18 protein-coding genes, 1 tRNA gene and 1 pseudogene are annotated in these 22,575 nt (G+C 60.6%); 12 read left to right on the top strand and 8 right to left on the bottom strand.

What is annotated here, in order from left to right:
* Positions 1–254: pseudogene (locus tag HMPREF3147_RS13030) on the bottom strand (IS6 family transposase); the annotation flags it as partial.
* 144 nt (positions 255–398) lie between these two features.
* Here HMPREF3147_RS13030 and HMPREF3147_RS09590 point away from each other — a divergent pair.
* Genes HMPREF3147_RS09590 through HMPREF3147_RS09580 form a run of 3 tightly spaced genes read left to right on the top strand, consistent with a single transcriptional unit; the run spans position 399 to position 3,444 of the window.
* Positions 399–1,517 carry a FecCD family ABC transporter permease gene (locus HMPREF3147_RS09590; RefSeq protein WP_005325331.1) on the top strand — a complete coding sequence of 373 codons (1,119 nt, stop codon included), beginning with the start codon at positions 399–401 and terminating at the stop codon, positions 1,515–1,517.
* Positions 1,517–2,611, top strand: a complete 1,095-nt coding sequence (locus HMPREF3147_RS09585) for a FecCD family ABC transporter permease (RefSeq protein WP_005325330.1) — start codon at positions 1,517–1,519, stop codon at positions 2,609–2,611. Before HMPREF3147_RS09590 ends, HMPREF3147_RS09585 begins: the two co-directional genes overlap by 1 nt.
* Positions 2,612–2,661: 50 nt before the next feature.
* Positions 2,662–3,444, top strand: coding sequence for an ABC transporter ATP-binding protein (locus HMPREF3147_RS09580; RefSeq protein WP_019176090.1), 783 nt, complete (start codon positions 2,662–2,664; stop codon positions 3,442–3,444).
* Positions 3,445–3,454: 10 nt separating this feature from the next.
* On the opposite strand, the gene HMPREF3147_RS09575 is transcribed toward HMPREF3147_RS09580, so the two are convergent.
* The 3 genes from HMPREF3147_RS09575 to HMPREF3147_RS09565 form a co-directional block, all read right to left on the bottom strand.
* A complete protein-coding gene (locus tag HMPREF3147_RS09575) occupies positions 3,455–4,093 on the bottom strand; it encodes a DedA family protein (RefSeq protein ID WP_005325329.1) in 639 nt (212 codons plus the stop codon).
* A 173-nt stretch (positions 4,094–4,266) separates the two neighbouring features.
* Positions 4,267–5,283, bottom strand: coding sequence for an iron-siderophore ABC transporter substrate-binding protein (locus HMPREF3147_RS09570; protein ID WP_005291893.1), 1,017 nt, complete (start codon positions 5,281–5,283; stop codon positions 4,267–4,269).
* 65 nt (positions 5,284–5,348) lie between these two features.
* Entirely contained in the window at positions 5,349–6,293 is a 945-nt protein-coding gene (locus tag HMPREF3147_RS09565) for a methionyl-tRNA formyltransferase (protein WP_005325328.1), read from the bottom strand.
* A gap of 77 nt (positions 6,294–6,370) precedes the next feature.
* Between HMPREF3147_RS09565 and HMPREF3147_RS09560 the strand changes: the two genes are divergently transcribed.
* A complete protein-coding gene (locus HMPREF3147_RS09560; RefSeq protein ID WP_167595792.1) occupies positions 6,371–6,565 on the top strand; it encodes a hypothetical protein in 195 nt (64 codons plus the stop codon).
* Here the strand turns inward: HMPREF3147_RS09560 and HMPREF3147_RS09555 are convergent.
* From HMPREF3147_RS09555 to HMPREF3147_RS09545, 3 genes are all read right to left on the bottom strand, one after another.
* Positions 6,562–7,848 (bottom strand): MFS transporter, encoded by a 1,287-nt coding sequence (locus HMPREF3147_RS09555; RefSeq protein ID WP_070446995.1) that lies wholly within the window; start codon positions 7,846–7,848, stop codon positions 6,562–6,564. The genes HMPREF3147_RS09560 and HMPREF3147_RS09555 overlap by 4 nt on opposite strands.
* Before the next feature lie 47 nt (positions 7,849–7,895).
* Positions 7,896–9,248, bottom strand: coding sequence for a dicarboxylate/amino acid:cation symporter (locus tag HMPREF3147_RS09550; protein ID WP_070446994.1), 1,353 nt, complete (start codon positions 9,246–9,248; stop codon positions 7,896–7,898).
* A 117-nt stretch (positions 9,249–9,365) separates the two neighbouring features.
* On the bottom strand, positions 9,366–10,436 hold the full coding sequence (locus HMPREF3147_RS09545) for a lipoate--protein ligase family protein (protein WP_070446993.1): 1,071 nt from the start codon (positions 10,434–10,436) through the stop codon (positions 9,366–9,368).
* Between the two features lie 471 nt (positions 10,437–10,907).
* Here HMPREF3147_RS09545 and HMPREF3147_RS09540 point away from each other — a divergent pair, with 471 nt between their 5' ends.
* The 5 genes from HMPREF3147_RS09540 to HMPREF3147_RS09515 all read left to right on the top strand — a co-directional run bounded on the left by HMPREF3147_RS09540 (position 10,908) and on the right by HMPREF3147_RS09515 (position 18,337).
* Positions 10,908–11,774 (top strand): PRC and DUF2382 domain-containing protein, encoded by an 867-nt coding sequence (locus HMPREF3147_RS09540; RefSeq protein WP_070446992.1) that lies wholly within the window; start codon positions 10,908–10,910, stop codon positions 11,772–11,774.
* A gap of 124 nt (positions 11,775–11,898) precedes the next feature.
* Positions 11,899–15,171 carry a formate dehydrogenase-N subunit alpha gene (fdnG, locus tag HMPREF3147_RS09530; protein ID WP_246815760.1) on the top strand — a complete coding sequence of 1,091 codons (3,273 nt, stop codon included), beginning with the start codon at positions 11,899–11,901 and terminating at the stop codon, positions 15,169–15,171.
* 9 nt (positions 15,172–15,180) lie between these two features.
* The gene (locus HMPREF3147_RS09525) at positions 15,181–16,224 is read left to right on the top strand and encodes a 4Fe-4S dicluster domain-containing protein (RefSeq protein ID WP_070446987.1); all 1,044 of its coding nucleotides are present in this window, start codon (positions 15,181–15,183) and stop codon (positions 16,222–16,224) included.
* Positions 16,221–17,306 carry an NrfD/PsrC family molybdoenzyme membrane anchor subunit gene (nrfD, locus tag HMPREF3147_RS09520; RefSeq protein WP_070446985.1) on the top strand — a complete coding sequence of 362 codons (1,086 nt, stop codon included), beginning with the start codon at positions 16,221–16,223 and terminating at the stop codon, positions 17,304–17,306. Before HMPREF3147_RS09525 ends, nrfD begins: the two co-directional genes overlap by 4 nt.
* A 128-nt stretch (positions 17,307–17,434) precedes the next feature.
* Positions 17,435–18,337: a GDSL-type esterase/lipase family protein gene (locus tag HMPREF3147_RS09515; RefSeq protein ID WP_070446983.1), complete on the top strand. Its 903-nt coding sequence runs from the start codon at positions 17,435–17,437 to the stop codon at positions 18,335–18,337.
* Here HMPREF3147_RS09515 and selD read toward each other — a convergent pair.
* Complete coding sequence (gene selD / locus HMPREF3147_RS09510) at positions 18,334–19,314, bottom strand: selenide, water dikinase SelD (protein WP_070446981.1); 981 nt, start codon at positions 19,312–19,314, stop codon at positions 18,334–18,336. The two genes, HMPREF3147_RS09515 and selD, sit on opposite strands and share 4 nt — an antisense overlap.
* Before the next feature lie 35 nt (positions 19,315–19,349).
* On the opposite strand from selD, the gene HMPREF3147_RS09505 reads away from it, so the two are divergent.
* From HMPREF3147_RS09505 to selB, 3 genes are all read left to right on the top strand, one after another.
* Positions 19,350–19,444: transfer RNA gene (locus HMPREF3147_RS09505), tRNA-Sec, on the top strand.
* A gap of 24 nt (positions 19,445–19,468) precedes the next feature.
* Positions 19,469–20,752, top strand: coding sequence for an L-seryl-tRNA(Sec) selenium transferase (gene selA / locus HMPREF3147_RS09500; RefSeq protein ID WP_210384592.1), 1,284 nt, complete (start codon positions 19,469–19,471; stop codon positions 20,750–20,752).
* Positions 20,753–22,543 (top strand): selenocysteine-specific translation elongation factor, encoded by a 1,791-nt coding sequence (gene selB, locus HMPREF3147_RS09495; protein WP_070446976.1) that lies wholly within the window; start codon positions 20,753–20,755, stop codon positions 22,541–22,543.
* Positions 22,544–22,575: the final 32 nt, after the last annotated feature.

Raw genomic sequence — 22,575 nt, 5'->3', positions numbered from 1 at the left:
ACCCGGATATAGGTCTCATCCACCCGCCAGGACCGGGCCTGCCAGTCGGGTACCTGCCGGTACCAGCGAGTGTGCTTATCCAGCTCAGGGGCGTATTTCTGCACCCAGCGGTAGATCGTGGTGTGATCGACTGGCACACCCCGCTCGGTCATCATTTCTTCGAGGTCGCGGTAGCTCACGCCGTAGCGGCAGTACCACCGCACCGCCCACAGGATGATGTCACGGGGGAAATGCCGACCGGAGAAGATGCCCATGGCTCTGATTATTTCACGTCGGTCTTTCTACTGCCCCAACTTTGCAACAGCACCCCTCCTTGTAGTACTTTGATTAGGCTTACCTTGTTCACATAAGCTTGCTCCCGTTAAGATCATGGACTTTCACGCGTCAAGGAGGGATGCATGGCTATCTCTACCCCGCATGCGCAATCCCCTTCTCAATCACACCTGGGGTCTCGCGCGGACGCTACTGCGGACGCTTCTGCCAGCGCTCCATCAGGTAAAATCCCGCGTCGCCTCGTCGGCCTCGGCGTCCTTTTCCTCCTATTGCTCGCCAGCATCGTTGCCAGCATCGTGTTTGGATCACGGCAGATCCCTTTTGGAGAAGTGTCCGCCGTGTTCCGCGATCTCGGCACGGCGTTCGGCCACGCGGAGGGGCTGAATGTGGATCAGCGCGTGATCGTCGAGCTCCGCATTCCCCGCACCCTGTTGGGCCTAGTCGCCGGTGCTGCCCTTGGCGCCTCCGGTGCATTGATCCAAGGGCACACGCGCAACCCTCTCGCGGACACGGGCATTCTCGGCATCAACTACGGTGCGTCCCTGGCCGTGGTTGCCAGCTTCTCCTTGCTGGGTGTGACGTCCGTGTGGGCTACCAGCATGTGGGCGTTCGGTGGGGCCATCGCTGCTACTGCGTTGGTGTTTAGTTTGGCGTCCATAGGAGGAGGACAGGCCAATCCAATGACGCTGGTCCTCGGCGGCGCGGCTTTGTCCGCGGTCCTCAGCGCCATCATCAGCGGTTTTATCCTCACTGACGATGCCAATCTGGATCGCATGCGCTTCTGGACCGTCGGCTCCATCGCGGGCCGGGATCTCACCGTGTTCTACGGCGTGCTGCCGTTTATCCTGGTGGGCCTCCTGCTGGCGTTCATCACGGCACCGCAGCTAAACCTCCTGAATCTGGGCGATGACATCGCCTCCGGACTGGGCATCAACACCCAGCGCGCCCGCCTGATTGGCATGGCTCTGATCGCACTGCTGGCCGGTGCCGCGACAGCTGCCGCCGGCCCCATCACCTTCATCGGCCTGGTGGTCCCGCACCTCGTGCGCGCCATCACGGGCCCTGATTACCGCTGGATCCTCCCTTACTCTGCCCTGACGGGTGCGGTGATGATGCTGTTCGCAGACGTGGTGGGCCGTCTGATCGCTCGTCCGGGCGAGTTGCAAGTAGGCATCATCCTCGCGTTCGTGGGCGCGCCGTTCTTCATCGCCCTTATTTATCGACGCCGGGTGGTGGCCATTTAATGAGTTCCCTCCTTGCCCGCCCTACCTCTTCCACTATCCCTGGGCGCCCGCCATTCCGCGTGGGCTCATTTTCTGTGGTCTGGCGCCCTCGCGCGTTGACGGTGTCTCTATTGCTGCTCGTGGCGATCGTCTTGCTAGCGGCGGTCTCCATCGGCCTGGGTGACTATCCTGTGTCCCCGGCTCGTGTGCTGGAGGTGCTGTTCACCGGCCAGGGCACCCGCATTGAGCGTCTGGTGGTTTTGGATTGGCGCATGCCTCGTGCGCTGACGGCCATTCTGGTGGGCTGTGCGCTGGGATTATCCGGAGCCCTCACTCAGTCCGTGACTCGCAATGCGCTGGCCAGCCCGGATATCTTGGGCTTCACTACGGGCGCGTCCGCGGCCGCGGTCACCGTCATCACTCTGGGTGGTGGCGCTGGTGGTTTCCTCGGCTGGCTCAGCAGCATCGGCATTCCCTTGGCCGCGGTGCTTGGTGCGGCTGTCACCGCAACGGTGATGTGGGCTCTGGCGTGGAGGAGATCGACTGATTCCTTCCGGCTAGTGCTGTTCGGCATCATCATCTCTGCTCTGTTGACCTCGTATATCAACTTCCTGATGATCCGCACGGAGTTGCGCGATGCCGCGGCCGCGCAGTTCTGGCTTACTGGCTCCCTGAGCACTGCGGACTGGTCCAAGATGTGGCCCATCGCCATTGTTGTGTTGGTGTTTACACCGCTGCTGGCCTGGATTGGTCACCAACTTTTAGCCACCTTGCTGGGCTCGGATACTGCACGGGCTTTGGGACAAAACGTCCAGGGTGTGCAGGTGCTTCTGCTCGCCGCTGCCGTGGCTTTGGCAGCAGTGGCGGTCTCGGCCGCTGGCCCCATCGGGTTCGTCGCCTTCGTGGCCCCACAGGTGGCGCTGCGCTTGTGCAACTGCTCTGCACCACCGCTTCTGGCCTCTGCGCTGACCGGCGCTGCGCTACTCCTGCTGGCAGATATCAGCACCCAAACTCTTCTGCCCGTAGAGCTGCCGGTGGGCATTCTCACCTCGGCAATCGGCGGTGCGTTCCTTATTTATTTGCTGGTCCAACGGAATAGGTCAACCACGGCATGAGAAAAGATCCCACCCTGGAAGTTAGCAGTGCCGCGAACAAAGAAGGACACATGACTCAGAAGCACAGCATGAGCGCACGCGGCCTCGCCGTGGGCTACGGCGACCGGACGGTCATCGAAGGCTTGGACGTGGACTTTCCTCGCGGGCAGATCACCACAATCATCGGCCCCAATGGCTGCGGCAAATCCACGTTGTTGCGAGCCATGTCTCGTCTCCTTCCGGCGAATGAGGGCGAAGTGCTGTTAGACGGCGCCGATATCTCATCCATCAGGCGCAAGGACCTCGCACGGACCATCAGCGTGCTGCCACAAACCCCTACCGCCCCGGAGGGACTCAACGTGGCTGATCTCGTCTCGCGCGGTCGGCACCCACACCAATCGTGGATCCGTCAGTGGTCGTCCACGGACGAAGCCGAGGTGCACAAGGCGCTGGAAATGACTGGCTCGATGGGGCTGGCGGAGCGCACCCTGGATTCTCTGTCCGGAGGGCAGCGGCAGCGTGTGTGGATCTCCATGGTTCTTGCGCAGAACACGGACATCCTGTTCCTGGACGAGCCCACCACCTACCTGGATCTGGCCACGTCGGTAGAGATTTTGGAGCTGGTGCAGCGTCTACGCCGAGAGCTGGATCGGACTGTGGTGATGGTGCTGCACGATCTCAACTTGGCTGTACGCTACAGCGATAATCTCGTGGTGATGAAGGATGGACAGGTCCTCGCCACCGGGCGTCCCAGCGAGGTCATTACCCCAGAGCTACTGCTCGAGGCGTTTGCCCTCAACGCGCTAGTCATCGAGGATCCTGTCACCGGCGGTCCGCTGATCGTCCCCAAGTGACGATCAGGGCTTAGTCCTCCATCAGCTCCTGGGCGGGAGTCTTCTTGGACTTCCGCCAGTTGATCATCGCGGAAATCACCACCGGAGTCACAGACACCAGCACGATGACGATGGCGATCATGTCGATGCGATCCGCAATGCCCGGGATATCCCCCAGCAGCACGCCAATGCCGACCATGCTGACAATCCACAGCACTGCACCCGTGACGTTCCATCCCACGAACTTCTTGTACGGCATCTCCGCGGTACCAGCGGCCACGGGAATGTAGGTACGCACGATCGGGATGAAGCGCCCCAGTACCAGAGCCAACGGCCCGTACTTCAGGAAGAAAGCCTCGGCTTGTTCGAGGTGCTCGGTTATGAGGATCTTGGCGTCGGGCTTAAACAACTTGCGGCCAAAGCGGTGGCCGAGCCAGAAACCTACCTGGTCGCCCAAGAACGCCGCGACGATGGCCACGCCCACCAGAATCGGAACGTTCAAGCCCAGCTGATCGCGCAAGATTGCCGCGGTGACCAGCATGGAATCGCCGGGGAGGAACGGGAAGAGCACGCCGGATTCAATAAAGATAATCAGCGCAATGCCGCCGAGCGCCCAGCCGCCAAAGTTCTGGAGCAGGGTGGTGGCGTCCATGAGGTCGCTTAAGTGCACAGGGAATCCCTTCTAGAAAACAACTGGTCTATTCTTACCCCGGTTTCTGACCGGAATACAGGCAGCTCGCCCCTAGCGTGCATCCGTTATCCCCATGAGTGCCCGTCCCCTAGCCAGCAACAGCAAAACCGCCCCAGCACGTTCATGCGGGGCGGTTCGGCAGTTGATTCAGACTACTTCGTGGCGTCTGCCAACGGCTGCTCGATCTTGTCCAGCAGGTAGTTCAGGCTCAGCACGGTCTGCCATCCGAAGGCCTTTTCCAGGTCGCCTTCCAGGTAGACACTGTGTCCGTCCTTCACGGCGGGCAGCTTGCCCACGATCGGATCCTCGGTCACAGAAGCCTTGCTCTGCTTCGGAGAGTAAGACAGTTGATCCCACACCAGCACGTCAGAGTTGATCTGGTCTGCGTTTTCCTTGGAGACCTCACCGTAGAACTTGTCCTTGGTGATGCCCGCGTAGGCCGGGTTGATCTTGAATCCCAGCTCGGTGAAGAAGCGGCTACGCGGATCGCCCTCGGCAAAGACAGCCAGGCTCTCGTCGGAGACAGTGGCCACGCCGAGTTCCTTTTCGGCCCATTCTGGGTGGCGGCCCTTGAGCTCTGCGAACTTCTCCTTGACCTGCTCCACCTGGCGCTTTGCCTCTTCAGGCTTGCCCACGGCCTGCCCGATCTCTTCCGTGGTCACGTCCCATGGTTGCTGTAGTTCTTCGTATTCGCCCTTTTGTACGACGACAGGGGCGATCTCAGACAGCTTCTTGTACGTGTCTTCATCGATGTCCGAGTACACGGCCACGATGAGGTCTGGATTGTCCTTGGCGATGGCTTCCGCGTTGACTTCTGTGTCCTTGTCGATCCGAGGAGTGTCGCCCTCGATCTTGTCATTGGACCAGTTGCCCGCAGCCTGACCATCCGGGGTCATTCCGTCCCAGTACTTCACGGAGACAGGAGTAACTCCCAGCGCCAGCAGTGCGTCCTGATCCGTGTAGCCCAAGGAGACCACGCGCTGCGGGGCTTCCTTGATTTCGGTGGAGCCGTAGCGGTGCTCGATGGTGGTGGGGAATGCGCCCTGCTCGGCGTTGACTGCCTGGGAGTCCCCGGAATTTCCGGACTGGTCATCAGTCGAGCAAGCGGTCAGTGCCGCGCCCAAGGTCAGCACAGCAGCGGTGCTAACGAGAATCTTCTTGAGTGTCATTTTTCTCCGTTGTTACTGGTGACGGATTTCCGCGCGAGGCGTGGCCCGTACACAAAAGGGAAAGGTCAAACCTTTGGTTGGATATATCCAGCCCTATGTCCAAAGAATTCGGTGGCGGTCAGTTCCGAGTTGTCGTCGAGACGAACACGATCCAGAACAATCGCCGGCGCCGGCACGTTGGCACGGGGCGATCCACAGACCACCGCGATTCCTCCCTCGTGAGGGATGGTGACTCGGCCGGGGGTTCCGCCGAAGCGGCCCTGCGAGACGTGCGCGGAAAGCACGCGGACGCGCTGGCCTCGGAATTCAAAGTAAGCATTGGGGTACGGGTCGGACTGCGCCCTGACCAGCAAGGCGATATCTTCCGCAGGTTGGGTGAAATCTATGCGAGATTCCTGCTCGCCGCGCTTGTGGAAGTACGTAGCGCGGGTGGGATCTTGAGGTTGCGCAGTGGCGGTGCCTTGGGCGACGTCACTCAATGCGCGTTCCACGAGGGGCTCGATGAGGTCGATGGTCTTGGCCACGAGATCCGTGGTGGTGTCCTGCGGACCCACGGGGATCGCGCGCTGGGCAACGATGGGTCCGCCGTCCAGCACTTCATCCATCTCGTGCACAGTGACGCCCACGTGAGTTTCCCGGTTCAACAGCGCCCACAGGATGGGCGAAAATCCGGCGTACTCGGGCAGGAGACCATCGTGGACATTCAATGCGCCGTGCTTGGCCAGGCTGAAAACCTCGGGAGGAAGCCAGGTTCGCCAATTGTTGGCCACGATGATGTCTGGTGCAGCATCGCGCAACGCCTCAATGACGTCTTGACCCACGCGCTCAGTGACACACACCTGGAGCTCATGTTCGCTGGCGAGCTCCTCAACGGAGTCTGCCCACATTTGCTCATAAGGGTGATCGCTGGCAGGGTGCGTAACTACCAAAACTACTTCATGACCAGCATTGATGACCGCAGACAACGTCCGGTGTCCCCACGACTGATAGCCGAAAACAGCAACTCGCATGCAGGGGATGTTAGCTTAGGTTTACCTATGTAGTCAATGATGAAAGTGGCGCAATTTTCATGCCAGACTCCCCGGACGTGACCACCCTTCACCGAATCTCGGTGCCCGCGGATGCGGAAGCCCTCGTTTTCCCGGACCCCTGGCCCTGCTCGTCGTCTGAAACGACAATTCGGATCGCCAGCGGTCGGGCGATTGACGCTGCCGCTGAAGCTCAAGTGTGGGTCGTTGATGGAAGTTACTACCAGGAGGGGGAGAGTGAGGCGGTGGGCTAGATCTCTTTTAGGCGATTCCGCTTGGAGGCGAAGAGAACGCCTCCGCCGGTGATGATTGCGGCGGCAACAAGGTAATACGCCGGGGCGAGTTGGTTGTCGGTTTTGTCAATGAGCCAAGTGGCGATCATGGGCGCTGTGCCGCCGAAGACAGCGTTTGCCGTGTTGAAGGTGAGAGCAAAGCCGGAAAGGCGAACATGGGTGGGGAACTGTTCGGAGAGGAAGGAGGGGAGGACGCCGTCGTTAAGCGCAAGTACGCCGCCGAGGCACACCTGGATGATGATGACCAGGAGGATCCCAGCGCCGTCCAGGAGCATGAAGGAAGGAACAATGAAGAGTCCCATGAAAAGTGCAGCACACAGCATGGTCGTGCGGCGACCCAGGCGGTCTGATAGCAGGCCGGTGAGAAGTGCGAAGCCGACATAGAAAGCGGAAGCGACCGATGACGCAATGAAGGCAGGTGTTTCCGCCATGCCCAGCTCCTGGGAGAGATAGGTCGGCAGGTAAGTCAGGATGACATAGAAACCGATGGCGTTGAGAACTGCGCCCGAGAAGGCGATTGCCAGGGCCTTGGGGTATTTGATGACCTCGCGAAGAGGGGATTCCTCCGTGTCATCTTGATTCTCAAAGCGGGAAGACTCATCGGCGTTGCGGCGAATCCACAGGCCGTAAAGGCCCAGGGGTAGTGCGATGAGGAAGGGGACGCGCCAACCCCAGGAGATGAGGGCATCGTCGTCAAGCACGCCGGTGAGTAGTGCTGCGATGAGGGAGCCCAGTAGCAGGCCGGATGCTGTGGCGGAAGGCACGATTGCGGCGTAGATACCCCGCTTATGCGTCGGAGCGATTTCTGCGAGGTGCGTGGCTGCCCCGGCATATTCGCCAGCCGCGGAGAAACCTTGGACCATGCGCGAAAGCAGAAGTAGCAGGGTGGCGGCGAATCCGATTGCTTCGTAGCTGGGGAGGAAGCCGATCACGGCTGTCGCCAGCGACATCATCGTGATCGATACCGTCAGGGTTTGAATTCGTCCGTGTTTGTCACCAAAGTGTCCCCACACAATTCCGCCGAGCGGGCGGACGAGGAAGGAAAGCGCAAAGAGTGCGAATGTCATGATGAGCGCGCGGCGCCCTTCCATCTCCGGAAAGAAGACTCGGGAGATAATGGCCGACATATAAATGTAGGCCGCATAGTCGAACCATTCGATGAAGGTTCCTATGAAGGAGGCCTTGATGGCGCTGCGGTGTTGTGTGGAATCGGGGTCTGGTGGTGCTTGGGTTGACGTGGACATAGCTTCCACCGTACAGAAACTATGTGTGTTCCACGTCACTTATGTTCCTAAACGTTCACGCTGTCCCGTTCGTTCTCATCAGCGTTCATGATGTCATTGACGCCACCCTCGGCAGCATCCCAGGTTGCTTGGTCTTGGATGCCGGCGCGCTTGGCGACGATCGTGGCACACAGTGCCTGACCGGTGACATTGACGGCGGTGCGGCCCATATCAATGATGGGCTCGATGGCGAGCAAGAGGCCGACGCCTGCCAGCGGGAGGCCCAGCGTGGAGAGCGTCAGTGTCAACATGACGGTGGCGCCTGTCGTGCCGGCAGTAGCTGCGGAGCCAATGACGGAAACGAAGATGATGAGAAGGTATTGGGTCGGAGAAAGGTCAATTCCGTAGAACTGAGCGATGAAGATGGCGGCGATAGCCGGGTAAACGGAGGCGCAGCCGTCCATCTTCGTGGTAGCGCCGAGCGGGATGGCGAAGGAGGCGTATTCGCGAGGCACACCCATGGCCCTCTCCGTAAAGCGCTGGGTAACCGGCATGACTCCCATGGAGGAACGGGTGACGAAGCCGAGGGAGAATACTGGCCATACGCGCTTGTAGAAGCCGATGATTGGAATGCGGTTGAAAGCAAGGACGGCAGGGTAGACCACAACAATGACAAGGGCGAGTCCGACATACATCGCGAGGACGAACTTGCCTAAGGAGCTCAGCGCATCCCAGCCGTAGGTAGACACGGCTTTACCGATGAGGGCGGCGGTGCCAATCGGGGCGAGACGGATGATCCACCAGAGAACCACCTGGATGACCTTGAGGAAGGATTCGGTAAAGCGCAGGAAGGGATCGGCTGCTTTGCCAGCCTTGACCGCAGCGATACCCAAGGCCAAGGAAATAACAAGTAGCTGAAGGGCGCCGAAGCTGAGGGAGACTTCGCCATCACTCAGGGAAGCCTTGAGTCCAAAGAAGTTGGCGGGGACCAGTTGCTGGAGGAAGGCGGTCCAGGAACCAACGTTGGAGGGATCGGCGGCGGTGGAGGCATCGACAGTCGTACCTACGCCTGGCTTCATCACGAGGGCGACGAGAATGCCAGCTAAGACGGAGAAGAAAGCCGTAATGGCGAACCATACGAGGGTGGAGATTGCCAGCGAGGCGGCGTTAGCCACCTTGCGCAGGTTGGCAACCGAGGTGACGACGGCCGCGAAGATGAGCGGCGGGACCATCACCTTGAGTAATTGGACGTACGCGCCGCCGACGCCGGACAAGGTATCGGAGAGCCACGAGGACTCCATGCCGGAAGCGATGAATCCGAGAATAAGGCCGATAATGAGGCCGGCGATGACCTGGGCGCCAAAGCCGGTGGCCCACGAGGGCAGCGTGCGCGAGGATGCGCGGGAGGAAGTGTCGGACACGAGATTTTCCTTCTAGACAGTGTTGTATAGAAATGGACCATTTGGTTCGGTAAAGTCATACCGATCGGTTCATTAGAACATGTAACACCGTACGCTGCCCAGAAATTCCCCCGCAAATTATGGGATGCGCTTGGTCCACTCGTCGTTGAGGAACTTGGTGTCGACGAGGTGGCGGGCGGCGGCGAGTGTGTCGTCGGAAAGCTCGGCGTCGACGGCGCCATAGCGGGTGGCAAACTCGGTAGCCATAGTCTCGATGATTTCCTCGCGCGGCACGCCGGTTTGGCGGCGCAGCGGGTCCACGCGCTTCTTTGCGCTGGCTAGGCCCTTGGAAGAGACCTTGACCTTGCCGATGCGCAAGACCTCCATCATCTTGTCTGCATCGATGTCATAGCTCATCGTGGTGTGGTGGAGCACCGCGCCCTTGCGGCGCTTTTGGGCGGCACCGCCAATCTTTCCGCCGTCCGACGTGATGTCATTAATCGGCACGTACCAGGCATTGACACCAAGCTTTCCGAGCGTCGCGAGAACCCATTGGTCCAGATACTCGTAGCTAGCCTCGTAGGAATAACCGGCTACGAGCGAGTCTGGGGCGTACAGGGAATAGGTTACGCAGTTGCCGCCCTCCATGAACATTGCGCCACCACCGGAGATTCGGCGCACTGGAACAATGCCGTGCTTGTCGACGCCCTCCTGGTCCAACTCATTGGAATAAGACTGGTAGGAGCCGAAGACCACGGCGCGGTCTTCCCACTCCCAGAAGCGGAGCGTAGGGCCGCGTTTTCCTTCCGCGACTTCGTTGAGGAGGACCTCATCGAGGGCGACGTTGACTGGGGTTGGGAGAACTCCTGGGCGCAGGATCTCCCAGTTGTGGTCGGTGAAATCGGTACCGCCGGACAGTGCACGTCTAACTGTGACGGCAAGGTGGTGGGTGTCAAAACCATGGAGAGCCACGGGTGAGTCGATTCGCGCAAGCGCGGCATCGAGCCGGGATTGGACGTCCTCGGTACTTGTGGCGGTAGTGATGCCAACCAGTGCTGGGGCTAGTGCCTCGTAGGCCTCCTCAGGCTCAAGAAAGAAATCGCCGGAGACCTTGGCTGCGGTAACGGTGCTGTGGGTGTCAATATCAAGATCTACGACGAGTAGTTTGCCGCCCGGGACTTTGAGTTCGAAGTGTTTCGTCTGGTTCATGATGTTCAGGGTACTCAATGGTGGAGTTGTGATGATTGGGAATGTAGACCAATTAAGGAATGCGCCGAACGGGGTGGGGGTAGCTAACGTTTATTGGTTGCCCCTGTGGGCAACGTAAAGAATTGTATAGAGGATTGTTGTTGGGTGCTACGTTGTGGGGGCAGGTTGATGTCCTTGTGTTTCGGTCTGGGTATGGGGAGGGAGAGAGCTTCGTCGTTCTGATAAGCTTGTGAGGTGCGTAAATAATCTCGTAATCTAATCGTTATAGCTAATGTGACCTGCGGCAAAGCGCGATTTTGGCAATGGGATGGACTGTAGCGGTGGCGCATTGTTTATTTGTCCGTATGGTGGGTGACAGCGCAAACGAAATAGCAAATCGCCCCCCCACTTCTTATGGCATGTGGGGGTGATATCGATGGCTGTGGTTTGCCAGTTCCATATAGACCAAATATAGAAAGGTTTAGAGAAACAATGGGTAAGAATATCAAGGATCTGTTTAACGCAACCGCATACGACAAGACCGGCGACAAGCTGGGCTCTGTCAAGGAGGTCTTCGTCGACGAGCAGTCCGGTCAGCCGACCTTCGTTGAGGTCAACCACGGCCTGTTCGGCATGAGCTCCAGCTTGGTTCCGCTCCGTGGTCACGATTTCACCGGTGAAGAGCTCAAGCTGGCCTTCTCCAAGGACCGCATCGAGAACGCACCGGACTTTGACTCCGATAAGCCGCTGACTCCTGAGGCGCAGGCGGACATCTTCAAGCACTACGACCTCGAGAACGCACAGGATGTCACCACCTACCGTGACGAGCGTGATGAGCGCGCTGGTGCTGCCGGTGCTGGTGTGGCTGGCGCTGGCGTTGCCGGCGCTGGAGCAGGTGCGCACGCTAAGGATGGGACCGCTGCTACCGACCGTATTGACACTGACCGCTCTACTGCTACCGGTAACGGCGTCTCCAACAACGAAGGTGAAGTTATCCGCTCCGAGGAGCGCCTAGACGTCAACAAGGAGCGCGTGGCCACTGGTGAGGCTCGCCTGCGCAAGTACGTCGTGACCGATACTGAGACTGTTGAGGTTCCGGTCGAGCGCGAAGAGGTTCGCGTCGAGCGCACCCCGATTTCTGAGGCTGACGCTGCCAACTACACCGGCACCATTGGCGATAACGGAGCAGAAGAAGCCTCCGTCACCCTGCATGAAGAGCGTGTGAACGTAGAGAAGAAGACCGTCCCGGTGGAGAAGGTTAACCTCTCCAAGGAAACCATCAAGGACACCGAGACCCACACCGAGGATCTGCGCAAGGAGCAGATCGATACCGATGGCATCACCGAGACCCGCAAGTAATCTCGGTTAAGGGCTAAGAGGCTGGAGCTGCAAAGCTCCGGCCTGCTGTCGTTTTAGTTCCTTTTCAATTTTTGCTGTCATGAACAGGGTGGAAAACATGGTGGCGAAGCAGTAGGTTTAAGTCATGTCACGTTTTAGCCCACTGAACTGGCCCGTCGTACGCCAAATCCGCAACAAGGATGCCTTCGGCCGCGACCTGTCTACGCAGTCGGCTAAGAGTGAGGACCTGCAGGGACGCACCGTCGAGGCGGATCGCGTCGTGCAGTCGGTCTGCCCCTACTGCGCAGTGGGCTGCTCCCAGCGCGTCTACGTGAAGGATGACAAGGTCATCCAAATCGAGGGCGATCCGGATTCCCCGATCTCCCGCGGCCGCCTCTGCCCCAAGGGCTCTGCTTCTGAGCAACTCATTAACTCCTCGACCCGCATCACCACGATCAAGTACCGAGCGCCCTATGCCACTGAATGGCAGGAGCTCGACGAAGAAACCGCGATGGATATGATCGCGGACCGTTTTGTGGAGGCACGCGCGAGGCATTGGGAGGACGTCGATAAGCACGGGCGTCGTCTCAACCGCACCATGGGCATCGCCGGTCTGGGTGGCGCGACGCTAGATAATGAGGAGAACTACCTCATTAAGAAACTGTTTACCGCGACCGGTGCTATTCAGGTAGAGAACCAGGCGCGCATATGACACTCCGCCACTGTTCCTAGTCTAGGAACATCGTTTGGCCGCGGCGGCGCGACCCAACCGCTGCAGGATATGGCGAATGCGGATTGCATCGTCATCGAGGGTTCTAATATGGCCGAATGCCACCCCGTGGGTTTCCAGTGGGTCGTCGAAGCCAAGAAGCGTGGTGCGCGCATTATCCACGTGGATCCGCGCTACACGCGTACGTCTGCCTTTGCGAACCGCCACATCGGCATTCGCGGTGGCACGGACGTGGTGCTGCTCGGCGCCATTATCAAGTACGTTCTGGATAATGACCTGTATTTCCACGATTACGTGGTGAATTACACCAACGCGGCGTCGATCATCTCGCCGGATTTCCAAGACACCGAGGACCTGGAAGGCCTGTTCTCCGGGTACGACGCGAAGAAGGGCAAGTACGTCACGGACTCATGGCAGTACGTGCAAAAGCCTGAGGGCTCCTCGTGGAACGTGGAGAAGGACATGACGCTGGAGGATCCAAACACGGTCTTCCAGATCCTCAAACGCCACTACTCGCGCTACACCCCGGAGATGGTGGAGGAGACCTGTGGCATTGCGCCGGAGGACTTCTACTACTTGGCAGACTCGATTGCGCAGAACTCCACCCCGGAGCGCACCACGTGCTTCGCCTACGCGCTGGGCTTTACCCAGCACACCCTGGGCGCACAGTTCATCCGAACCGCGGCGATCCTGCAGCTGCTCATGGGCAACGTGGGCCGCCCTGGATCGGGCATCATGGCCTTGCGCGGGCATGCCTCGATTCAAGGCTCGACTGATATTCCGACTCTCTTCAACTCGCTTCCGGGCTACCTGCCCATGCCGCACGTGGATCAGGAGACCTGGGCGGATTACCTGGATTCCTTCCGGCAGGAAGACCAGAAGGGCTTCTGGCAGTTGGGTGAGAACTACGCGGTCTCGCTCATGAAGTCCTATTGGGGCGACGCCGCTACCAAGGAGAATAATTGGGGCTTTGACCTTATGCCGCGCCTGTCCGGCGCGCACTCGACCTATGAGACATTGCTGGCCATGCTGCGCAAGGAAGTGGAGGGCTACTTTGTCTTCGGTCAGAACCCAGCGGTGGCGCAGTCCAACGGTGGTATGCAGCGCCGCGGACTGGCCTCGCTGAAGTGGTTGGTTGTCCGCGATTTCCAAGAGATTGAAACGGCAAGTTTCTGGAAGGATTCGCCGGAAGTCAAGAACGGCGAGCTCAAGACCGAGGAGATCGCTACCGAGGTATTCCTCATGCCTGCGGCAACGCACGTGGAGAAGTCCGGAACATTTACCCAGACCCAACGCATGGTGCAATGGCGCTTCCAGGCGACTCCGCCGCCGGGCCAGGCCCGCAGCGAGGCGTGGTTCTTCTACCACTTGGGCAAGAAGATTAGGGAGCGCTTGGCGGATTCGACCGACCCGCGCGACCTGCCGATTAAGTCCGTGACGTGGGATTACACCGAGGATGAACACGGCGATCCCAGCTCGGATGAGATTTTGCGTGAGATCAACGGCTACTACCTCGATGGGCCAAAGAAGGGCCAATTGTTGCCGAGTTTCACCGAGATGCGCGCCGACGGTTCTACCTCCGGCGGCTGCTGGATCTACACCGGCGTGTATAAGGACGGCATCAACCACGCCGCGAAGAAGGTCCCGGGCTCTGAGCAGAACGAAGTAGCACTCGAGTGGGGTTGGGTATGGCCGGCTAACCGACGCATCCTGTACAATCGCGCCTCCGCCAAGCCGGATGGCACTCCATGGTCGGAGCGCAAGAAGTACATCTGGTGGGATGAGGACCAGGGCAAGTGGGTTGGTGACGACGTCCCGGACTTCCCGGTGACGAAGCGCCCGGACTATGTTGCGCCTGTCGACGCCGTCGGCCCCGACGCCCTCGACGGCGATGATCCCTTCATCATGCAGGCCGACGGCCTAGGTTGGCTGTTTGCCCCGAAGGGACTGTCCGACGGCCCGCTGCCGACTCACTACGAGCCGCAGGAATCGCCGGTGCAGAATGCGCTGTACAAGCAGCAGCAATCGCCGACGCGGTTGACTATCAAGCGCGCGGATAACCTTTCCCGCCCCGAGCCAGGGGAGCGCGGTGCTGAGGTCTTCCCGTTTGTCTTCTCTACCTACCGTCTGACGGAGATGTACACCTCCGGTGCGATGTCGCGCCGCTTGCCTTACTTGGCGGAGCTGCAGCCGGGCTTGTTCTGCGAGGTGGACAAGGAACTGGCCGCCAAGCGTGGACTTGTCAACGGCGAGTGGGCCACTATTGTGTCGCCGCGTGGTGTCATAGAGGCGCAGGTTTTGGTGACGGACCGCATGGAGATGCTCACCATCAATGGTGAGGACTTCCACCAGATTGGCCTGCCCTTCCACTACGGAGAATCAGAGACCACCGAGGTGGCCGGCGATGGTGCCAACGATCTGTTGGGCCTGACCTTGGAGCCGAACGTGTTTATCCAGAACTCAAAGGTGGGCGCCTGCGATATTCAGCCGGGCCGGCGCCCGCGGGGCGAGGCACGAGTGCAACTCTTGCGCGAGTACCAAGAGCGGGCGCACCTTACTGTTGACTCGGGCAACCGGATCCTGGACGTCTCAGATGCTTTTAGCACGAAGAGCGATGCTTCTGAGGAGAACACCGGCGATGACGCCACCGCAGGCAATGTGGCGGACTATGAAGGAAAAGAAGGCTAAGGAGGACTAATGGCTAATCTTTTCACCGAAAAGGCTGATAAACACGGCTATGAGTCCTATCAGCGCATGGCGTTCTTTACCGATACCTCGGTATGCATCGGCTGCAAGGCTTGCGAGGTGGCCTGTAAAGAATGGAACCGCAACCCGGTGGAAGGCTATGCGGTCACCGGCAATTCCTATGACAACACAGGCTCGCTGGGTGCCAATACCTGGCGGCACGTGACCTTCATTGAGCAAAGCAATGAGCGTATTGAGCAGGCGCGCGAGGATGGGCGCAAGCTCGTCTCACTGGGGCTGCCCACAGTCTCCGCGCCAAGCGTCACCCCAGATACCGATGATTTTCGCTGGCTCATGTCCTCCGATGTGTGCAAGCACTGCACCAATGCTGGATGCTTGGACGTGTGCCCGACGGGCGCGCTCTTTCGTTCCGAATTCGGCACCGTTGTGGTGCAAGATGATGTGTGCAATGGCTGCGGGACCTGCGTTGCTGGGTGTCCTTTCGGCGTCATTGAGCGCCGCGATGACGGCGGCGTGACGCTGAAGGCGGACAAGACCGCCACTGTGGATTACGAGGTGCCTGACCACGCGGGTGTGAACGTGCTGGCAAAGCTGAAGCAGCTTAAGCCGCAAGGTCCAGACCATACGCCGGGACAGGCCATGCCGATCAAAAATTTGGGTGTAGCTCAGAAGTGCACCATGTGTTATGACCGGCTCAAGATTGGTGAACAGCCTGCTTGCGCTAAGACCTGCCCGACGGATTCTATCCAGTTTGGACCTTACGAGGAGATGCTCGCTGCTGCGCAGGAGCGAGTCCGTGTCCTCCACGAGCAAGGGCTGACCGAGGCTCGTCTCTACGGCGCCAATTCCCAGGATGGAGTTGGAGGGACCGGGTCCATATTCCTGCTCCTCGATTCACCAGAGGTCTATGGTTTGCCGCCGGATCCGCGCGTGCCCACGGCGGATCTGCCGCAGATGTATAAGACTGCCGCGAAGGCAATTGGCGGCATGGCGTTAGCCGTGGCCGGGGCATTCATGTTGGGAGGCCGCAAGTGAGCGAATTTGATGAGTACCGCCCGCCGCAGGAGCCTAGGCGTCGTCGCGGCGGTGGCAAGAAGCGCCGGCGTGGACGAGTCGGCGCCGGCGCACAGGATGGGTCCAAAGAAGCGCGCATGGCGGAGGACTTCGAGTTCTCCTCGTATTACGGCAAGCCCGTAGTCAAGGCCCCGCCGTGGGAGTGGCCAATTGGTGGCTATCTGTTCCTCGGTGGACTTTCGGGAGGCTCGGCATTACTCGCCGCTGGCGCGCAGGCTACGGGTAACGCGCCTCTCAAACGTTCTACCCGATTGACGGCGTTCTCTGCGGCCTCGGTGGGCTCTGTCTTTCTGATCCTCGACCTTGGGCGCCCAGAGCGTCTGCTCAACATGTTCCGCGTTTTCAAGGTGACCTCTCCGATGTCCATCGGCTCGTGGATTTTGGGCAGCTTTGCTTCTGCTGCGTCGCTGCCTGCAGTCGTCGAGGCTGATGAGCTGGTCGGCGGTGTGCTGCCGAAACCGCTTCGCCGATCCCTTGATAAGGCAGCCGGCCCAGCGGGGGCCGTTGCGGGAGTTCTCGGCGGACCACTCGCTGGCTATACAGCGGTGCTGTTGGCTAATACCTCTAACCCGACATGGAACGATGCGAAGAAGCACTTGCCCTATGTCTTTGTTTCCTCGGCGTCGGCCGCGGCGGCGGGTGCCGCCATGGCCTTTACCCCGGTGAAGAACGCTGGGCCTGCACGCGCCCTGGGCATCACGGCCGCAGTGAGTGACCTAGTCGCGACGCGGATCATGGAAAATCACATGGAACCGGAACCCAGGCGGCCGCTGCATGAGGGATTGCCGGGAAAGCTCATGAAGGCTTCTGAATGGCTCATCGCCTCCGGTGGTGTGGGAACGGCCGTAGCTGCGGCGACCAAGTCACGCACCGTGTCGGTATTGTCCGGCCTTGCGCTCATGGCGGGATCTGCGTGCACCCGCTTTGGTGTGCTCAACGCGGGACTGGAAGCGGTGAAGGACCCAGCCACCACGATTGCTCCACAGAAGCGGCGTGCTGAAGCGCGGGGTGACTACGGCACTTCCGTCGTGACGGGCGGATAAGAACCCTCATTTTGTGACGGGAAAGAATTGCAAGAATGGCAAAGGGTTAGCAAAGAGATAGACCAATGTGATTGAGTAGAACGAGGTAAACATTCTCTCGTTCTCCCTAATCGTTCTGTTAAGGAATCATGTCTCTCTCCTTCTCCCAGCGCATCAAGCGTTTTTCCGTTGCTCTTTCCGCAACCGCTTTGGCCTGCAGTGCCGTGACCTTCTCTACCGCTACGGCCTCCGCAGACCCGCACCGCGGCGCCGACGCCGTGTTCTTCGGTGATTCTTTCTTTGCTAACCCCGGCTACAAGCAGGTGGCTGGCGTGCGGTCCGATCTTGTGCGTGCGGGCCTCAGCAGCATCGAGGGCAGCGGCTCGGAAGCAGGCGCTCCATCACCACAAGGCTGCCCGCAAGGAAAGAAGACAGTGGCCGCGGAGTACGGCAAGATCACGGGGCGCTCGGTGGCGAACTATGCCTGTTCGGCCGCCAAGGCTAGCGGGGGCTCCTTCCGGAAGGACTTTGATCAGCAGGTCGTTGGTGCCATTGCCAATAAACACCTCACTGCCGATACCAAGAATGTCTTTGTGCAATTCGGCGCCAATAATCTGCAGGACATTGCTGTCTCGCAATTTAATAATGATTCCTACCGGCAGGCCATGGTGAATAACACGAATCGCATCCGTCAGGCTGCGCCGCATGCCACCATCACGTTTGTGGGGTACCCAGCTATCTCTGCCGCTAATGGCGCGATGTGCCCCGTGCGCTCTGGTACCAGCAGCGAGGTGGGTTTCAACATGGATGTGCTGGGCTTGGTTCGTTTGGGAGAGGACACCATTAACTCCGCGATGCGCACTGCGGCCTCCGCTGCTGGTGCCAATTACGTTGACCTCCGCCGCGCTTCCATCGACCACAACATGTGTGCTCCGGACTCTATTCGCTGGGTATCCGGCATCAGCGAGAAGTCCGTGACACACAATTTGTCCAATCACCTCACGCATGCCGGAGTCGATGGCGTCGCGCGCATTCTGAGCGCGCGTTCCTAAGCAGAGATAGAAATCCGCGCCTCACCCGGCACGGTCCGCCCGATAACTGGGTAGCCGGGTACCTCGCCGATGAGGAGGAGGCCACCGGAGGTTTGGGCATCGGCGAGGAAGACCAGGTCCTCTTCGCTCAAGTCCGAATCGAGGTGGGGGCGGACCCAATCTAGATTGCGGCGCGAGCCGCCCGGGATGAAGCCCTCCGCCAGGGCTTCCTTGGCGCCGTTCACCGCAGGAACAGCGGAGAAGTCGAGCTCGGCGCCGATACCGGAGGCACGGCACATCTTGTAGAGGTGGCCCAAAAGACCAAACCCGGTGACGTCGGTTGCTGCACGCACTCCTGCCTCCACCGCTGCCGCAGCTGCATCGCGGTTGAGCGTGGTCATGGAATCTACCGCGGCCTGAGAAACCTCACCGGTGGCCTTGTGCTTATTGTTGAGGATGCCCACACCAATCGGCTTGGTCAGCGTGATGGGAAGACCAGCCTCGGCGGCGTCATTGCGCATAATCTTGTCGGGGTGGACGGTGCCCGTGGCAGCCAAACCATAGGTGGGCTCCGGGGCGGTGATGGAGTGCCCGCCAGTAATCGAGATCCCTGCTTGGCTGGCCACATCCATGCCACCGCGCAGGACCTCGCGCAATATATCGAGGCTGAGCTTTTCGCGCGGCCAGCCCACGAGGTTGATGGCGGTGATGGGCGTGCCGCCCATGGCGTAGACGTCGGAAAGCGCATTGGCGGCCGCTACCCGGCCCCAGTCATAGGGGTCGTTGAGCATCGGGGTGAAGAAGTCCGCGGTGGAGATGACCGCCAGGCCGTCCTGGATGCGTACGGCGGCGGCATCGTCGCCGTCGTCAAGCCCCACCAGCACGTTGGGGTCCGCGGTGCCTACCAGGCCCGCCACAGCAGATTCGAGCTCACCCGGGGGAATCTTGCAAGCACAACCGCCACCGGCGGCAAAGGACGTAAGTTTAATGTCAGTCATAAGTACTACTTTAGCCCCGTGTAAGGTGAGCAGACGGAGGCGTACGTGTCCTGGTGGGCGCCCCGGTCTTCAAAACCGGTGAGGCCGAGTATCTCGGTCTGGCAGGTTCGATTCCTGTCCGTCTCCGCCATGAGCGCAGCTAGGAGGAACTTTGATGACTGACCCCCGCCGCTTCATCCCGAAGATGGATGAGATCCTCCAGTACCCGGCAGTGCGCACTGCGCAGGAGCGCAGTGCACCCCATAAGGTGCGCGCGATCATCGACGCCGTGCTTGCCGACGCCCGCTCCGGATCCCTCGACCCCACCCGTTTTCAGCAGGAGCTGGCCGACAGACTCGAAAGCGCACAGCCCTATTCCTTGCGCCGCGTCATCAATGCCACCGGTGTGATCATCCACACGAACTTGGGTAGGGCGCCATTGCCACCAGCCGCGGTGGATGCACTGGTGGCAGCAGCCGGCTATACGGACGTTGAGATGGACTTAGACAGCGGTCAGCGCTCGCGGGATAGGGGACGCGGCGCGGTCGAGGCTGTCCTGGCCGCCTGTCCCGGCGCGGAGGATGCGCTGGTGGTTAACAATGGAGCATCCGCGCTGCTGCTGGCGACCGCCGCCTTGGCCCCTGGCGAGGAGGTCATCATTTCCCGTGGCGAACTTATTGAGATTGGTGCGGGCTTCCGTCTGCCGGAGCTCATCGAGTCCACAGCCACCCGCTTGCGTGAGGTGGGCGCGACGAACCGAACTCACCTGGCGGACTATGAGCGGGCCTTGGGGGAGAACACCGGGGCGATACTCAAGGTGCATCCCTCCAACTTTGTGATCAGTGGCTTCACGTCTTCTGTGCCGGTTGCTGAGTTGCGTGCGCTTACGGATGTGCCACTCATCGTGGATATCGGATCCGGGTTGCTCGCTCCCGATGCGGTGCTGCCTGAGGAACCCTCGGCCAGCGTGGCTCTTCGAGATGGCGCAGACGTGGTGCTCTTTTCGGGGGATAAGCTTCTCGGCGGACCGCAAGCCGGGGTGCTTGTGGGAAAGAAGGAAGCGATCGCCGCGTGTAAGAAACATCCGCTGGCGAGGGCGGTGCGCATCGATAAGCTGCGGCTCAACGCCCTTGAGGCCTCCCTTGCCGCTCCTTCCAATGCCGTGCAGAATGCGCTGCACATCGACGCTCAGCGCCATCGCGAGCGCACCGAGAAGGTCGCTGCGGCGGTAGGCGGCGTGGTTGTCGAGCATGCCGGGCGTGTTGGTGGCGGCGGGGCGCCCGAGGTACCGCTGCCGGGCTGGGCTGTGGCGTTGCCAGAAGAGCTGGCCCGTCCGCTGCGGTTGGGCGAGCCTCCTGTGGTGGCGCGCGTGAACCAGGGCCGCTGCCTGGTGGATGTGCGCTGCGTGCCGGAGTCGCAGGACGCGGAGCTTATTGCTGCGATTCAGGCGGTGATGTAGGTGTACGTTGTGGCTACCGCCGGCCATGTCGACCACGGCAAGTCGAGCCTGGTCAAGGCATTGACGGGGATGGAGCCGGACCGCTGGGAGGAAGAGAAGCGGCGCGGCCTGACCATTGACTTGGGCTTCGTGTGGACGAAGCTTGACTCCGGCGCCGATGTGGCTTTTGTCGATGTGCCGGGGCATGAGAAGTTCCTGGGCAACATGCTGGCCGGGGTGGGGCCCGCGCCGGTGGTGCTCTTTGTGGTGGCGGCCGATGAAGGCTGGCAAGCGCAGTCTACTGACCACCGGGATGCCCTGCGCGCCGTGGGAATCGAGCACGGAGTGGTGGCGCTGAGCCGCGCGGACAGGGCAGATGCCGCCCGCCGCGCTGAGGTAGCCGCGCAGGTCAAGGCAGAACTGGCTGGAACAGCGCTTGCCGACGCCCCCATCGTCGACGTCTCCGCAAAGACCGGCGAGGGCGTGGGGACATTACGCACTGAGTTGGACCAGGTACTCGCCGCTATGCCCGCGCCTGATCCCCAGGCGCGCGTGCGGTTGTGGGTCGATCGCGGCTTTAGCGTGAAGGGTGCGGGCACCGTGGTGACAGGAACGCTGGCGGCGGGGACTGTCTCGGTGGGGGATGAGTTGGAGCTTCATGGGCAACGCGTGACGGTGCGCGGAGTGCACAGTGAAAACAAGTCGGTGGATAGCGCCGGTCCAGTCACGCGCGTGGCCCTCAACCTTCGCGGGGTGGCCGCCGACCAGGTTCATCGCGGGGATGCACTGCTGAGCCCTGGGGGCTGGCGGGCGCTCGAAACCGTGGATATTCGCCGCACCTTTGGTACTGAGATGGCTGAGCTTCCCCAGAACCTCGTGGTGCATATCGGCACCGCGGGCGTTGGTGCCCGTCTGCGGCCATTAGGAGGTGAGTTCGCGAGGTTGACACTGGAAAGCCCGCTATCTCTCACGCTGCTTGATAGGTTCGTGGTGCGCAGCCCCGGCGGGCGACATGTAGCGGCAGGCTTCGAAGTCGTGGACATGCACCCGGCCGCGCTGAGTAGGCGCGGTGCTGCGAAGAAGCGCGCAGCTGAGCTAGAAGCCTTAGAGCCGACCAACCCGTCCGAGTGGCTCAAGCGCTGCGGCTACGCTTCGCGCGACGACCTCCTGCGCGATGGCTTTTCGGTGGAGGAAAAGCCGGCAGGGGTCATTGTTTTCCGCGAGTGGTGGATTGCCGCCCGCCAGGTAACCGCGTGGAAGAATGCCCTCGTTGAGGCAGTGGAAGCACATGCTGCGGCGAACCCGCTGTCCCCGGGGCTGACGAAGGCAGCGGCCATGGACACCCTGAACCTGTCGGAGCCGGCCCTGCTGGGGTTGGCGGTAGCGGCAGCCAAGCTCGAATCAGTAGATGGTGTGCTGCGCGTTCCCGGCAAGACCGTCGACCTTGGCCCTGCAGAGAAGGCAGTAGCTGAGCTCGAGCAACGCCTGCGCGCTGAGCCCTTCGCTGCCCCGGAGGCTGCTGACCTCAAGGAATGGGGACTGGGCCCCAAGGAGCTCGCCGCCGCCGAGCGCGCCGGGCGCCTGCTCCGCCTGGCCAAGGGCGTTGTGCTTCTGCCTTCAGCTCCGCGTGCGGCTTTCGATGTGGTGGCACAATTGGAACAGCCCTTCACCCTCTCGGCGGCACGTCAGGCCCTGGCCACGACGCGCCGGGTTGCCATCCCACTGTTGGAGCACCTCGATGCCACCGGCGCGACCCGCCTGGTCGAAGGTAAGCGCTTCGTGTGTGGGCCAAGGGAAAGAGCACCAAAGTAAAGGGGCCCTTCCGGTTTTAGAGTGCGTTGATT

Source organism: Corynebacterium sp. HMSC05D03 (assembly GCF_001807205.1).
GTDB lineage: Bacteria > Actinomycetota > Actinomycetes > Mycobacteriales > Mycobacteriaceae > Corynebacterium > Corynebacterium aurimucosum.
Note: the sequence above shows the minus strand (reverse complement) of the source record. Positions and strands in the feature narration are given on the sequence as shown.